The organism is Pandoraea faecigallinarum (assembly GCF_001029105.3).
GTDB classification, from domain to species: Bacteria; Pseudomonadota; Gammaproteobacteria; order Burkholderiales; family Burkholderiaceae; genus Pandoraea; species Pandoraea faecigallinarum.
In genome coordinates, this window is sequence record NZ_CP011807.3 from 2779179 (window position 1) to 2794511 (window position 15333).

Annotated in this window: 12 protein-coding genes; 4 read left to right on the forward strand and 8 right to left on the reverse strand. The window is 64.1% G+C overall.

Going from position 1 to position 15333, the window contains the following annotated elements; all coding sequences use genetic code 11:
- Positions 1–34: 34 nt before the first annotated feature.
- The 5 genes from AB870_RS12145 to ilvB form a co-directional block, all read right to left on the reverse strand.
- Positions 35–1276 carry an aspartate aminotransferase family protein gene (locus AB870_RS12145; protein WP_047904915.1) on the reverse strand — a complete coding sequence of 414 codons (1242 nt, stop codon included), beginning with the start codon at positions 1274–1276 and terminating at the stop codon, positions 35–37.
- Between the two features lie 207 nt (positions 1277–1483).
- Positions 1484–2206 carry an amino acid ABC transporter ATP-binding protein gene (locus tag AB870_RS12150; protein WP_047904916.1) on the reverse strand — a complete coding sequence of 241 codons (723 nt, stop codon included), beginning with the start codon at positions 2204–2206 and terminating at the stop codon, positions 1484–1486.
- On the reverse strand, positions 2190–2942 hold the full coding sequence (locus AB870_RS12155) for an amino acid ABC transporter permease (protein ID WP_047904917.1): 753 nt from the start codon (positions 2940–2942) through the stop codon (positions 2190–2192). Before AB870_RS12155 ends, AB870_RS12150 begins: the two co-directional genes overlap by 17 nt.
- A 166-nt stretch (positions 2943–3108) precedes the next feature.
- Positions 3109–3888 (reverse strand): basic amino acid ABC transporter substrate-binding protein, encoded by a 780-nt coding sequence (locus tag AB870_RS12160; protein ID WP_157112305.1) that lies wholly within the window; start codon positions 3886–3888, stop codon positions 3109–3111.
- Positions 3889–4090: 202 nt separating this feature from the next.
- Complete coding sequence (ilvB, locus tag AB870_RS12165; protein WP_053059340.1) at positions 4091–5911, reverse strand: biosynthetic-type acetolactate synthase large subunit; 1821 nt, start codon at positions 5909–5911, stop codon at positions 4091–4093.
- Positions 5912–6082: 171 nt separating this feature from the next.
- Between ilvB and AB870_RS12170 the strand changes: the two genes are divergently transcribed.
- The 3 genes from AB870_RS12170 to trhA all read left to right on the forward strand — a co-directional run bounded on the left by AB870_RS12170 (position 6083) and on the right by trhA (position 8148).
- Entirely contained in the window at positions 6083–6589 is a 507-nt protein-coding gene (locus AB870_RS12170) for an Lrp/AsnC family transcriptional regulator (protein WP_047904918.1), read from the forward strand.
- Positions 6590–6774: 185 nt separating this feature from the next.
- Positions 6775–7329, forward strand: a complete 555-nt coding sequence (locus AB870_RS12175; RefSeq protein WP_047904919.1) for a peroxiredoxin — start codon at positions 6775–6777, stop codon at positions 7327–7329.
- A gap of 147 nt (positions 7330–7476) precedes the next feature.
- Positions 7477–8148: a PAQR family membrane homeostasis protein TrhA gene (trhA, locus tag AB870_RS12180; RefSeq protein ID WP_047904920.1), complete on the forward strand. Its 672-nt coding sequence runs from the start codon at positions 7477–7479 to the stop codon at positions 8146–8148.
- Positions 8149–8238: 90 nt separating this feature from the next.
- On the opposite strand, the gene AB870_RS12185 is transcribed toward trhA, so the two are convergent.
- On the reverse strand, positions 8239–9912 hold the full coding sequence (locus AB870_RS12185) for an ATP-binding protein (RefSeq protein ID WP_167362698.1): 1674 nt from the start codon (positions 9910–9912) through the stop codon (positions 8239–8241).
- 405 nt (positions 9913–10317) lie between these two features.
- Between AB870_RS12185 and AB870_RS27415 the strand changes: the two genes are divergently transcribed.
- A complete protein-coding gene (locus AB870_RS27415) occupies positions 10318–11961 on the forward strand; it encodes a methyl-accepting chemotaxis protein (protein ID WP_047904922.1) in 1644 nt (547 codons plus the stop codon).
- Positions 11962–12064: 103 nt separating this feature from the next.
- On the opposite strand, the gene AB870_RS12195 is transcribed toward AB870_RS27415, so the two are convergent.
- Both AB870_RS12195 and AB870_RS12200 read right to left on the reverse strand, forming a co-directional pair.
- Positions 12065–12349, reverse strand: coding sequence for an acylphosphatase (locus AB870_RS12195; protein WP_047904923.1), 285 nt, complete (start codon positions 12347–12349; stop codon positions 12065–12067).
- A gap of 137 nt (positions 12350–12486) precedes the next feature.
- Positions 12487–15123 (reverse strand): PepSY domain-containing protein, encoded by a 2637-nt coding sequence (locus tag AB870_RS12200; protein ID WP_047908133.1) that lies wholly within the window; start codon positions 15121–15123, stop codon positions 12487–12489.
- Positions 15124–15333: the final 210 nt, after the last annotated feature.

Genomic DNA, 15333 nt, shown 5'->3' on the forward strand with positions numbered 1-15333 from the left:
GCATACGCTCAGGTCCTGGCGTTCGACGCCCCGGTCAGGCCGCCTTTGCCGTTGCCGCCACCGCGGCGACCGCCTTCTCCAGCGACGCGAGACCGGCGTCGATGTCGGCGAACGGAATGTTGAGCGACGGCGCGAAACGCACCACGTCCCCTCCCGCGACCAGCAACATCAGACCGTTCTTTTCGGCTTCGACAACGATGTCCTTGGCGCGGCCCGCAAACGCGGGCTTGAGCACCGCGCCGATCAGCAGGCCCATGCCGCGCACATGCTCGAACACGCCGTGACGTGCGTTGATCGCTTCGATGCCCTTGATGAAATGATCGTGCCGCGCCTGGACACCCTTGAGCATTTCGGCCGTGTTGATCAGTTCGAGCACGCGGCCGGCGATGGCGGTCGCCAGCGGGTTGCCGCCATACGTGCAGCCATGCGTACCCGGCGAGAAGCTCGCCGCGATCTTGCTCGTCGTCAGAATGCCGCCAATCGGATACCCGTTGCCCAGCGCCTTGGCCGTGGTCAGGATGTCCGGCGTCACCCCGTATTGTTCGTAGGCGTACAGCGTGCCTGTGCGCCCAACGCCCGTCTGCACTTCGTCGAAGATCAGCAGCGCGCCGTGCTGATCGCACAATTCACGCAGGCCCTTGAGAAATTCCGGATCGGCCGGCAGCACGCCGCCCTCGCCCTGCACCGGCTCGACGATGACGGCAGCCGTGGCCTCCGAGATCGTCGCCTTGGCGGTCTCGAGATCGTTGTACGGCAGATGCATGATGCCGGCAGGAATCGGACCGAAGCCTTCGGTGTACTTGGCCTGACCGCCCACGCTCACCGTGAACAGCGAACGGCCGTGGAACGAGTTGTAGAACGAAATGATTTCGCTCTTTTCCTTGCCGCCGCGCTCGGCGGCGTGGTCGTAAGCATACCGGCGCGCCAGTTTGAGCGCGGCTTCGTTGGCTTCGAGACCCGAATTGCAGAAGAACGCCTTGTCGGCGAACGTGGCGTCGGTGAGCGCCCTGGCCAGACGCAGCACCGGCTCATTGGTGTAACCGTTGCCGATGTGCCAGACCTTGCGGGCCTGCGCTTCGATGACCTTCACCAGTTCCGGGTGGGCATGGCCGAGCGCGTTGACGGCGATCCCGCCAGTAAAGTCGACATACTCGCGCCCCTGCTGGTCCCACATGCGCGAGCCTTCGCCGCGCACGGGCACCATCTGTGCAGGAGCGTAATTGGGTACCATCACGTCGTCGAACGTCTGGCGGGTCACAGCGATTTGCTGGCTCATGACTACCTCGTGAAATCGGAGTGCAATCTGCGATTGCGGGGCAGACCGGACAAAGGTCGCTGCCCTGTGAAAAAACCTGACGGGGGCTCAGGGTGCCTGCGACGCGCCAGTGCCCGAAGCTCCTTCCGGTCACTCGACGCGCGTACCCTCGCATTGTAATCAGATGCGGCGCGTCGATGTACCTTTGAGGCGCCGCGATCGTAAGAATTACAGCACTTTGCGCAGGAATTCGCGCGTGCGCTCATGCTTGGGTGCCGTGAAGATCTGCTCCGGCGGGCCTTCTTCCATAATGACACCCTGATCGATGAAGAACACACGATCGGCGACTTCACGGGCGAAACCCATTTCGTGGGTCACCACTACCATGGTCATCCCCTCTTGCGCGAGCGATTTCATGACTTCGAGCACTTCGCCGACCAGTTCGGGGTCGAGCGCCGAAGTCGGCTCGTCGAACAACATGACGGTCGGCCGCATCGCCAACGCACGCGCGATGGCCACGCGCTGCTGCTGGCCGCCCGAGAGCTGGTTCGGGAACGCGTCGATCTTGTCGATCAGGCCCACCTTGCGCAGCAGATGCTCGGCGATGACGACCGCGGCGTCGCGCTTGATGCCGTTGACCTGCATCGGCGCGAGGATCAGGTTCTCCAGCACCGACATGTGCGGGAACAGGTTGAAACGCTGGAACACCATGCCGACGCTCGCACGCATGGCGTTCATGTCCGTTTTCGGATCTTCCACATGGAAGCCGTTGACGAGTACTTCGCCGCCGCTTACGTCTTCCAGGCCGTTAAGACAGCGCAGGAACGTGCTCTTGCCCGAGCCCGACGGGCCGATCACGCACACGACTTCCTTTTCCTCGATGCGGCACGAAATGCCGCGCAGCACGTGCGATTCGCCGTACTGCTTTTGCAGGTTATTGACGACGATCACCTTTGCCGTACCTCGTTTCCAGATGTTGAACAAATGCCGAAAGCACCAGCGTGATCGCCCAGTAAATCAGCGAAATCATCAGATACGGCTCCCAATAGCGCGCATAGGCGCCCGACACGGTACGCGCTGCGTATGCGAGTTCCGCCAGACCGATGGCGGACGCAAGCGAGGAATCCTTCACGATGGCGATGGCGTTGTTGCCCAGCGGCGGCAGCATGCGGCGGAAGGCTTGCGGCAGCACGACCTTGCGCAGCGTCTGCATGTAGGTCATGCCCAGCGAGCGGGCGGCTTCGGCCTGTCCCCGGTCGATCGACTGGATGCCCGCGCGGAAGATCTCCGAGACGTACGCCCCGGCGTTGAGCGAGATCGCAAGCACGGCGGACATGAACGCGCCGTACTGCGAGCGGATTTCGCGGGCAAAGTCACCGCTGATGATGAGACCGCCCGACGGATTGATCAGCATCGGCATCAGCGCAAAGTGGATCAGCAGAATCTGCACGAACAGCGGCGTGCCACGGAAAAAGCTGACGTAGAAGCGCACGGGATATTGCACCGCGTAGCGCAGGAAATACTTGTAGAAGCCGTGACGCGCTTCGGCAAGACGGCCGACGCCGAGCACAAGCCCAAGTAACGTGCCGGCGATCACACAGATCACCGTGCACTTGAGCGTCATCAGCGTGCCCTCGACGAACAAGGGCATGTATTCGCTGATGATGTTCCACTGGAACCCACCCATGAAGCACCTTTCTCACAAAATGAAACGAACCGGCTGCCCGGCAGAAAAACGCTCGCGGCCCGGGATTGACGTCGAAGGTCGACGATCAGCTCACGGGCCGCGAGTAGCCAGAGTCTCTGGCGCGCGTGGCGCGAATCTTACACGCGTTGAATGCGGACTCGCCTGATTATTGCTGCGGCAGGGTCGGCACGTCGGCGTCGAACCACTGCTTGTAGATCTTGGCGTAGGTGCCGTCGGCCACGATCTTCTTCAGGCCGGTGTTGATCTTGTCGAGGGCGACCTTGTTGCCCTTCTTCACGGCGATACCGAAGTACTGGCGCTTGAACTTGTTGTCGTAGACCAGCTTGAACGGCTTTTCCGGATGGCTCTTGATGTAGAACTTGATCACGCCAACGTCGCCCACGGCAGCGTCCACGCCGCCGCGATACAGTTCTTCGAGCATGAGCGGCGTATTGTCGAAACGGCGAATCGAGGTGCTTGCGCGGCCCAGTTCTTCCGAGACGGCGATGTCGCCCGTACTTGAATTGACCACACCGACCTGCAGCTTTTTCAGATCGGCCAGACCGGCGACCTTGGCGCCCGGCGCGGTGATGATGACCTGATCGGCCGGGAAGTACGGGGCCGAGAAGTCGACCATTTCACGACGCTTGTCGGTGATGGTGATGCCGGAAATGATGATGTCGCGATCGCCCTGATCGAGCGTGGCGAAGATGCCTTCCCACGGGGTGCTCACCAGCTTGACGTTGAAGCCGCCGGCCTTGCCGACCGCCTTGATGACGTCGATGTCGAAGCCGACCAGTTCCTTTTGCGGCGTTTCGAATTCGAACGGACGGTACGTGCCGCCTGCCCCCACGGTGTACGTGGGATCGGCTGCCTGCGCGGCCGGCAGCGCGGCGAAGGTCGTCAGAATACAGGCGGCGGCCAGCACCAGGCGCTTCGTCAACATATTGATTTCCTTGGCGAGAATTCTTGAAAGAGCGCAATGATACTCCTCGCTGCCGCCGAAACGTAAAAAACCCGCCGAAGCGGGTTATCTCGTTGCGATCTCGCGACGCGACCGGGAATTCTCACCTCATGCGAAACCCTCGACGGCTGGGCCAGGCGGCTTTCCCGCGTCGCGTCGTCGCCCCATGGTCGCAGACGGAAAATCAGAATGCGCCCGCGGCGATCGGGCCGGCGGCTTGTCCGGGACCGAAGACCACGTCGCGATACGTCTTGCCGGCGGGGATCATGGGATAGACGTCGTCCTCGCGCGCGACCAGGACGTCGAGCAGATACGGCTCGCTCGGGTCTTCGAGCATGCGCGCGAGCGCCGCAGGCAGTTCCGCCGCACGCGTGACCCGGGCGCCGGCGACGCCGTACCCGGCCGCAATCGTCACGAAATCCGGGTACGGATGCCCTTCGTCCGCGCCCTGCGGCGCATTCGGGTCGACCAGCGACGACGCCACGCGATTACGCGAATAGATCATGTCCTGCCACTGACGCACCATCCCCAGCCACTGGTTGTTAATGACCAGCACCTTGACGCCCAGGCGGTAGCGGCGGCATGTCGAGAGTTCGTTGACGGACATGTTCAGGCTGCCGTCGCCGTCGATGTCGACGACCGGCACGTCGGGCAGCGCCACCTTGGCGCCGATGGCTGCCGGCAGGCCGAAGCCCATCGTGCCGAAACCCGCGCTCGAGAGAAATGTGCGCGGCTCGCGAAGGCGCAGGTGCTGCATGGCCCACATCTGATGCTGCCCGACGCCGGTGGTCACGACCGCTTCGGGCGGCAGCATCGCGGCCAGCGCCGCGATGACGTCGACACCCGTGAGCACGCTGCCATGCGCAGCGCCGCTCGGCAGCGGGGCGCGCAGCGGGTGCGCCTCGCGACGCTCGCAAAGATAGGCATGCCATGCCGGCACGTCGCGACGCGCGGCGTGGGCAAGCAGCCCGGCAAAGGCATCGCGCAAATCCGCATGGACACCGAGCGTCACGGGCTTGTTCTTGCCGATTTCGGCCGCATCCACGTCGATATGAACGATCTTGGCGTGACGGGCAAACTGGGGAGGATCGCCGATGACACGGTCATCGAAGCGCACGCCGAGCGCCAGCACGAGATCGGCTTCGTTCACGGCGACGTTGGCCGCATAGGCCCCATGCATGCCGAGCGGCCCCAGCAGCAGCGGATGGTCGTCCGGTACCGCGCCGAGTCCCATCATCGTGAGGGCCACCGGACAGTCGAGCGCCTCGGCAAGTGCCACGAGTTGCTCGCCCGTACCCGAAGCGATCACACCGCCGCCCGCGTAAATCACGGGACGCTCGCTCTGCGAGAGCAGCGCCGCGATGCGTTGCGCCGTCTCGTCGCTCATGCCGGCGGGCGTGGCCGGCGTAAAGCGCTTGTCCGTCGGCTGATCGGGGCGCGCCTGCTGGATGTCCTTCGGAAAGTCGAGCAACACGGGGCCGGGACGCCCCGCCAGCGCACAGGCGGCGGCTTCGCGCAGTGCGGCGGGGATGTCGCGCGCCTCACGCACCTGACGGGCGAGTTTCGTCACCGGCTTGGTGATTGCCACGATATCGACTTCCTGAAACGCATTCTTCCCGAGCCAGTGCGTGGCCACGTTACCGGTGATTGCCAGAATCGGCACGGAATCGCTGGCGGCGTCGGCAATGCCCGTCACCAGATTGGTCGCACCGGGGCCGGAAGTCGCCAGACAAACGCCCAGCTTGCCCGTGGCGCGGGCATAGCCCTGTGCGCCGAAGACGGAACCCTGCTCATGTTCGGTCCGTACCAGCGTAATGGAGACCCGCGAGAGGGCGTCGAGCATTTCGAGGTTGGCCCCGCCCGGGTAGCAGAACACCGTATCGATACCGATATCGACCAGCGTGCGTGCAATAAGGTCTGCTCCCTTGGCAGACAACGGGGCAACGGGCTGGGCGACGGCACCGGTCGCGGTTTCGGCAGCGGGCAGAGTCAAGTCGAGTTTCATGGGTACGTGTTTTCCTGCTGAGGCAAACGGCTTAGGGAGAGAACTGCGGCGAATATCACCGATAGGTGCAAAGTTTACGGAGATCTGCCGGTAAATGCTTCGCGTAACGTTGACAAAACTCCGCCGGTTACACATGATTCATTCAATTTTTTCTATATTTTGGAATAAATCATGCAAATCGACGAATTCGACGAGAAAATCCTCGCGCTTCTTCAGGAGGACGCCTCGCTTTCGGCTGCCCAGATCGGCGAGCGCATCGGCCTGTCGCAGTCGCAATGCTGGCGCCGTATCGACCGTCTCGACGCCGAGGGCGTGATCGAGCGGCGTGTCGCGCTCGTCGACCGCAAGAAGGTCGGCCTGAACGTGATGCTGTTTGCACACGTAAAACTGGCTGGCCATAACCGCAACGCACTTCCGGAATTTTCGAAAGCGATTCAGGCGTTTCCGGAAGTGCTCGAATGCCACGTGCTGATGGGGAACGTCGACTTCCTGCTTCGTATCGTGACGCGCGACGTCGACGCCTACGAGCGCTTCTTCTTCGAACGGCTCTCCCAACTGCCGATGGTGCAGGAGGTCAACTCCATGATCGCGCTCTCGCAGATCAAGTCCACGACGGTCCTGCCGATCGGCAGCGCGCAATCCATCGGTCATTCCGGCGGGCACGGTAGCCAAAGCTGACACGGTGGACGATAACGCCCTGCTGACAGACGCCTGTCACGAACCCGCCGCTAGACTGGCATTTGCCCGGGACCAGCCCGCGCTCATGCCGCGCCCGCGCGGAATGTGGCATCGAAGGCAACGGCGCACGTTGGACAGCGCCATCGCAAGCCTCTATCCTTAAGCATCCACTATGGGAGCCTTGCATGAAACGTTGGTTCGGAATGACTGCCGCAGCCGCCATCATTGGCGTGACCGCCTGGTGCATGATCCCCGCCCACGCAGCGTTGCAGAACGGCGCCGCCGCGCCCGACTTCAAGGCACAGGCGTCGCTTGGCGGCAAGGTCTTCACCTTCTCTCTCGCCGACGCCCTCAAACAGGGCCCCGTCGTGCTGTACTTTTACCCCGCCGCGTTCACCAAGGGCTGCACGATAGAGGCGCACGACTTTGCGGAGGCGACCGACAAGTTCAAGGAAATGGGCGCAACGGTCATCGGCGTTTCGCACGACAACATCGATACGCTCAACAAGTTTTCCGTGTCCGAGTGCCGCAGCAAGTTCGCCGTGGCAGCCGACACCGACCAGAAGATCATGAAGTCGTATGACGCCGTACTGGCGCTCAAACCCGACATCGCCAACCGCATTTCGTATGTGATCGCCCCCGACGGCAAGGTCATCTACAGCTACGTCAGCATGGACCCGGACAAGCACGTCCAGAACACGATGGCCGCCGTGCGCAAGTGGCACGAAGCCCATCGTTGACGCAGTTTCGCTAGATCCGCTTTACCTGCTTTACCTGCTTTACCTGCTTTACCTGCTTTACCTGCTTTACCTGCTTTACCTGCTTTACCTGCTTTACCTGCTTTACCTGCTTTACCCGCTTTCCACGGCTTCCCCGATGAGGATGGCATGAGCACGGCACCACCCACCGCGAGGGCAGTCGCTCGCGCGCAGACCCGCAGCGAAGAACTCGCCAACAGCGTCAGTCACGGCCTCGCCTGTCTTGCTGCGCTCGCGGCGATTCCGTTCCTCTTCACGGCCGTGCGTGGGCCGCTGCCCAGCCCGAGCACGGTGCAGCAGATCGGCATTGCCGTGTTCGCCGTCACGATGGTCGTGGTCTATCTGGCGTCCGCGCTGTATCACGGGCTGCCGGACGGTCGCGCGAAGCGCCTTTTCATGCGGGTCGATCACTGCGCCATCTTCCTCTTCATCGCGGGGACCTACACGCCATTCACCGTCAAGATCCTCAACGATCCGTGGGGCTGGCCGCTGCTGACCGGCGTCTGGACGATGGCGATCGCCGGTCTGATCGCCAAGTCGCTCGGCTTGCTCGACCGCCCGCTTGTCTCGACGCTGCTCTATATCGGACTCGGCTGGATCGCCGTTCTGGTCGCCGGCCCCGTGCTTGCCGCCATTCCGGGACCGGGTGCCGGATGGTTGTACGCGGGCGGCGCAGCCTACACTGTCGGTGCGATCTTCTACTCGCTCGACGGCCACATCAAGTTCGGACATCTGGTGTGGCACCTGTTCGCCATCGGCGGCACGGTTTGTCACTATCTCGCGGTCTGGCGCTACGTTTGAGCGCTACGCCTAAGCGATACATCTAAGCGATACACCCAAGCGATACGTCCAGGCGACATGTCCGCGCAATACCCCCACGCCATCGCACGCTCACGCAGAACGACCCCGGACGCGGGGCTCGCGCCCACAGTCTTCCAGCCTCTGCGCCAGACGCTCGCATCGGGCCGTCAACGCCGGATCGCCGAACATCCGGCACGCGCCGCGCATGCGGTGCAGCAGCAATTGGGCCGCATCGATGTCGTCCGCGCGGCGTCTGGCCATCAGACGTCGAAAGCGCGCCAGATCCTTTGCCATTTCGTCTCGCATCATTCGCCTTGCATGAGGATCGTCTCTCATCGCGGGAAGCCGCTTGCGGGGTTGCCCCACTGCATCGCACGACAGGCCGGCGTCCACATCGCCCACCCGCGCCCCGTCGAGGGACTGCACCTCGGGCCATCGAAGGGCCAATATCTGCGCCAGCCGCTGACGCGAGACCGGCTTCGTCAACACCTCGTCGATCCCCGCCTCGCGAGCCGCGCGTGCCTCCACGACAGACCCTGTTACCGCGAACACGACGGGTTCCCGCCGGCCGAGCATCGGCGCAAGGGCATGCAACGTCTTCGATAGCGTCAGACCGCTCACGCCATCGAGATGCACGTCCGTGAGTACGACATCGACATCGCGCGCGATCCACTGCACCAACGCCTCGGTCAGATCTTCCGCGCTTGCCACGTGGCACCCGAGCGCGGCCAACTGATCGCCGAGGACCGTCCGGTTCATCACGTGATCGTCCACGACGAGCGCCTGCAGCCCTTCACGCACGGCGACCTGCGCCACCGGCACCTCGAGAGGTACCTCGACCGGCACATCGCGCCGGGTCGCTCGTGGCAATGCGGTGCCCCTCCCCGCCCCTTCGGCGCTCGGCCCCGCGGCTATCCCGGCATGCGCTCCAGCCGCCCGGGCCAATGGCACCGACAGATGAAATCGCGCTCCGCTCGTGCACGGCTGCGCACACAGCACGCCCCCAAGGCGTCCCGCCCATTGACGCGCAATCCACAGCCCCAGTCCGGTGCCCGGCGTTGCCCTTGTCCCATCGGCTCGCGCGTAAGCCGCGAAAACGGCATTCTCCATACCCGCCGGAATGCCCGGCCCGGTGTCCATGACCTGAATCGTCAGCCGGCACGCCTCGGTGTTACGCCGCCTTGCGGCCCCCGGTGTCCCCGCGTCGTCTGCACGACCGGTCGCCGGTGCCCAGGAAACCCGGATGGCGACACCACCGCAGGCTGTGTACTTCAGGGCGTTATCGATCAGGATGCGCACGATTTGCCGCAATCGATTGGCGTCTCCCCAAAGGAAAACCGGGACGTCGTCCGCAATCTCGCACGTCAGGTCCAGCCCTTTGGCGCGCGCCGCGTCGGCAAAGGCATCGACCTCGGCGTCGAGACACGCCCGCGCTTCGAACGCCGCCTCGCGCAGCGGCAGTTGTGCAATCTCCCCCTGCCCGAGTTGCAAGACGTCGTCCACGGCACCGGCGAGCACATCGAGCATGCTTCGCATGGTGCCGAGCCGTCGGCGGGGCGCATGCGCGCCGGCAAGGTGCGTGGCGTCGTCCCACATGGCGTCGATTTGCCCCTGCAAAACCTGTAGCGGCGCGCGAAGCTCATGCACCAGCGCCATACGGAATGTCGCAATGTCGCTCACGCCCTCGTCGCCCTCGTCGCCCCCGGCAGCCTCGGCATCAGCGGCAACCTCGGCCCCGACACCGGCAGTCGTACCGGCAGTCATACCGGCGGTCATACCGGCTAAGACCTCGCACGGGCCATTCCTTACACATCCTTCCAGCGAACCGTCGTTATCGGCCTCGTGCCGCTGCGCATCCGGGCTTGCGGATCGGAACTTGAATTTGTCGAGATTCATCGCGCCATTGACGCCGCATCACGATTCACGCGTTTCGGCGTACTGAAGAAAGTGAAAGAGGCTTCAAGTCTGGCCTGTTGCGCGTCGCTTGCGACTGCGCAAATTCCGAACTTTTCGGGCCGCCGCAGCACTTTCGGAATCGCCCGAGCCCGAACAGCTCAAGTTCTGCTTCTCATATGCCGATAATCCCTATGCTCCGTCCCGCATTCACCGATGGACGGGGAGGTCGCGCAACCTCCTGGCACGGCCTGGGCATCCACAACATCGATCCATATGTATAAGAACATTACGATTCGGGCCAGTCTGACGCTGGTCTTAGGTTTGCTTGGTGCACTACTCGTCCTCGTCAGCGTGCTGGGTCTCAAAGCGCTTGGCTCCAGCAACGAATCCCTGAGCAAGATGGCCACGGAGGACACCCCTGCGCTGGCCGAACTGAAGGGAACCGGCGAGCAAATTCTCCGCACGCGCCTGTCCATGGCGACGTACGCGTCGTACGTCAGCCTCGGGGCAGATCCGGACGAATCCGAAAAAGTCCTCAAACGAGGGACCCAATACATCGCGGCGTCGGACGCCCTCTGGAACGATTATCTGAAACGTCCCAAAGAAGATGCGCACGAAGCGGAGGTCGCCAAATCCGCCGATGAAAAACGCCGCGCCTTTTTCGACAAGGTCATCACGCCGGCCCTCAACTCTCTGAAGCAAGGTGACGTCGCAGGCTTCCACCAGATCCAGGCACGCATTGCGCCAGCGGCCTACAACAGTCTGGACACGCTCATGCGTGAGCTTCAGGACATGCAGGTCGCGCGTCAGAAAGCCCGGTATGAGGCCGCCCAGACCCGCTACAACACCATGCGCATCGCGTTGGGTGCCACGCTCGCGATCGCCCTGTTGCTTGCCCTGTGGGGCCGCGCCATGCTCGCGCGCGCCGTGCTGCGCCCGATTCGCGAAGTCATTGCCTATTTCGAGCGCATGGCCGCGGGCGATCTGAGCCAGCGCATCGAACAGCGCACGCGCAACGAGATGGGCCAGCTTTTCGGCGCGCTCGGCCGCATGCGCGACGGTCTTGCCAACACGGTCGGCACGGTACGCGAGAGCACCGAGGCCATTCACGGCAGCGCCCGCGAAATCGCCGATGGCAACGCGGATTTGTCGCGCCGCACGGAGTCCCAGGCGTCGTCGCTGGAACAAACGGCGGCGAGCATGGAGGAACTGACCGCCGTCGTCAAACAAAACGCCGAGAACGCACGTGCCGCAAGCCAGCTCGCCGTCACGGCATCGGAGACGGCCGCGCGGGGCGGCGACGTGGTTCAGGAAGTCGTCACCACGATGCGCGATATCGCCGAGGCATCGCAAAAGGTCAGCGACATTCTCACCGTCATCGACGGCATCGCCTTCCAGACGAACATCCTGGCGTTGAACGCCGCCGTGGAAGCCGCGCGCGCGGGCGAACAGGGTCGCGGTTTCGCGGTGGTCGCGGGCGAAGTGCGTACGCTGGCGCAACGCAGCGCGTCGGCCGCCAAGGAAATCAAGGGATTGATCGAAGCGTCGGGCACGCGCGTGGAAGCCGGCACCCGGCTGGTCGAGCGCGCAGGCGCAACGATGTCGGAAGTCGTGCAGTCGGTCAAACGCGTGACCGACATCATGGGCGAGATTTCGGCCGCCAGCGTCGAGCAATCCAGCGGTATCGAGCAGGTCAACATGGCTGTCACGCAAATGGACGAGATGACGCAGCAAAACGCCGCACTCGTCGAGGAAGCTTCGGCCGCCGCCGCCGCCCTCGAGACGCAGGCGGCACGTCTGCGCGAGTCGGTCGCGCTGTTCCGGCTGTCGGCGCACGAAGCCGCCCACCCGGCTGCGGCCGTGACGGGCGATGCGTCGGGCGCTGCCGCTCCCGGCGCACTGGCGCTCGCCGCGTAATGCGCAGGCCGCTCGAACGTCACCCGTAGTTCATTCCATCCGATGATGCCCGGTCCGCTCGACGGGCATCGCCGGGCATCGCCGGGTATGCCGGGGATGTCCGTCAGATACTGGCTCGCTGCTCGAAGCCCTCCAGCGGCGACTCAGCCACCCACGCCTTGTCGACGTCGCAAGACGACACCTGCGCGCCTGGCGGCCCCTGCCGCAGCCATTCACACAGCGCCAGCAACTGGGCGGCCTCGCCCTGGGCGATGACCTCGACCGTGCCGTCACGGCGGTTGCGTACCCAGCCGGCGACTCCAAGCTTGCGCGCCTCGACCACGCACGCCGCGCGGTAGCCCACGCCCTGCACCAGTCCGTGCACCACGATTTGCCACGTCGCCGTCATCGCCCCTCCCCTTGCCGGTCCTGTTCTGCCCGGCGACCACGCCGAAGCGGCGCCCCCTGAGCGGGATGGAAAAAGGGCCCGATGCATATCGAGCCCCGTTGTAACGCCTGTTACGTTAGCACACTGTGCGCGTACGTCTAATAGATGTCACGGCGATAACGCCCCTGCGCCGAGAGGTTGAGCAGCGTATCGGCGCCGATCGCGTCGGCCAAGGCGGCGTCGACGGCAGGCGCCATACCCGCCAGACTGCCGCACACGTAGATGGCGGCACCGTCGGCCACCCATTGCGCAATTTCCTGCGCGGCGTCGCGTACGCGATCCTGAACGTAGATCCGCTGTGCCTGATCGCGCGAGTAAACCCGATCGAGCCGTGCAATGCCCCCTTGCGCCTGCCACTCGCGCAACGTGGCGTCGTGAAAGGCATCGTGACTCGCCTGACGCTCACCGAAAATCAGCCAGTTGCGGACATGTCCCTGCGCAATGCGTGCCGACAGATGCGCCCGCAGGCCCGCCAGCCCCGTACCGTTCCCGATCAGGATCATGCCGTTCGCCCCGGCCGGCCCGTGGAAGCCGGGGTTACGACGCACACGCATGGTCACGCTCTCACCCAGCGCCACGCCATGCGTCAGCCATCCGGAGCCGAGGCCCAGCGTGCCGTCGGGATTTCGTGTCTGACGCACGAGCAGCATCAACTTACCTTCTTCCGGTGTCGAAGCGATCGAGTATTCGCGCTCGGGCAACGGCGCCAGGCGGTCGAGCCAGTCCTGCAAATCGATGCCGGCAGGCGGCGCCGTGTCTGGCAACACGCGCTCGCGCAACGCTTCGCCGAACAGCGCTTCACGTCCGGCCACGCTGACCCGCACGTCCGGCGCCCAGACACTGCCTGCGAGGAACACGTCGATATGCGCAGCCGTATGACGCGGGCGCACCTCCACGAGATCACCGGCGGCCCACGTCGCGCCCCGCGGCGGCGTGAACGCCAGATGATAGGCGGGCAGACCGGCGCTGCCGGGGTTGAGCACCTCACGCTCGGCAAGCGTCCATGGCTCGAAGCGCGGACCGTCTTCCGTCTTCGACGCCGCCAGCGGGCGCCCGAGCCACTCCCCAAGACGCTCCTGCCAGCTCGCCCATGCGCCCGGATCGCCCCGGTCGACCTCAATCGGCTCGAACGCTGCTACACCACCTTGCGCGCGCAGCCACCCGTCGAGTTTGCGACCGAAGCCGCAGAACGTGTCGTAATGGCTGTCGCCCAGCGACAACATGGCGAAACGCAACGTCGGCAGCGCCATCGCCTGACTCATCAACTGCTGGGAGAATCGGCGCGCGCTGTCGGGCGGCTCGCCGTCACCGAAGGTGCTGACGATGAACAGCGCCCGCCTGGCCGCACCGAGCTGCGCCTGACCAATGCGTGCAAGCGGCTGAATCTGCGCCGGTACCCCCGCGCCCTGCAACATGCCGGCCGTCTGCCAGGCGAGTCCTTCGGCCACACCGCTTTGGCTGGCATAGCCGATCAGCACACCGTCTTCGGCCAACGAAACGGGAGCCGCTGCGGCCGTTGCAGCCGATGCGCCATTACCCGTTCCCACGCCCGCGGGACGCGACGCGGCCAGCGCGCGTTTCTTCCTGCGCCGGTCGAGATACAGCATCCAGCCCGTAACGAAGAACACCGGCATCATCAGGCTCGACAGCATCATGGCGACGATGCCCGGCGTGCCGAAGAAGCTGCCGCGATGCAACGCGTAGATGCTCGTCATCAACTGGCCGCCCGTCGTCTTCTGCAAGTAACGCTCTTCGTTGTGAACGATGCCCGACGCCGGATCGATGTCCATTCGGCTGAACGCACGTTCATGCGGCGCCGACGCGTCGAGCCAGGTCATCTGCAATGGACCGCCCGGCTTTTGCGACGCACGCAGGTACACCTTGGTGTAATCGGGCACCCGCGCGGTAAAGCGCTCCCACACCGTCCCCATGTCGTTCGCGGACGTGGAGGCCAGATCGGGCAACGCCCTCTTGCCCTCGGGGTGCTTTGCCGACCTCATGGTTTTCGCCGCCGCCGCCGCCGGCGTCTCGGCCGGTTTGTTGCGCACCGGCTGAGGAACGCCCGCCATCGAGAACAACATGCCGCGCCACCAGTCGTACGACCAGTAAAGCCCCGTTGTCGCGGACAGCAGGTACGGCACCAGCACTACCGTGCCGATCACGGCGTGCAGGTTCCACAGGAAGGGGCGGCCTTGCTTCTTGAAGTCGATATGCAGCCAGGCGCGCCAGTTGCCGATTCGGCGCGGCCAGCGCAGATACAGACCGCTCAAGGCCAGCAGGAATAGCAGCAGCGTGGCCGCGCCGGTAATCTGCTTGCCGATGCCATCCACCGTCAGGAAGCGGTGAATGTCCATGATGAAACGGAATACGACGTCCGCCTGCGAGCGGCCGAGCATTTGCCCCGTGTACGGATCGACGAAATAGGTCTCGCCCCGAGTCCCGTCGCCAACGGCCAGGCGCACCCCGACGGCGTCCTCGGGCGCACGCATTACCGTCATGAGCAGAATGCGCCGATCCGGCACCGCCTCATGCACGCGCGCGACCAGTTCGGGAACGGGCAGCCGTGACGCCGCCCCCGTCTCGGGCACCGTCACTGTCATGACGCCCGGGCTGAAGGCGCGGGTGAGTTCTTCGTAATAGGAAAGCAATGCGCCGGTCAGCCCGACCACTGCCAGCACCAGCCCGGCCGTAATGCCGAAGAACCAGTGCAGTTGAAACCACAGTCTTTTCATCATTGTTGTCGTCCAACGCACGCCCGTGCGCCAGTGCTGGCGCGTGCGTGGCAAATGTGCCGTGCCGCGATTCCCCGGTGGAGCACCATGCGGCAATTAGCGAATGTTATTGCAAACGATTCTCATATTCAATACCTGCTTACCTTTCCCAACGTTGTAGGCGTCGTCCGACAGGAATTTCATACATAAGACGACGCCTTGTCGGTTTTTGAG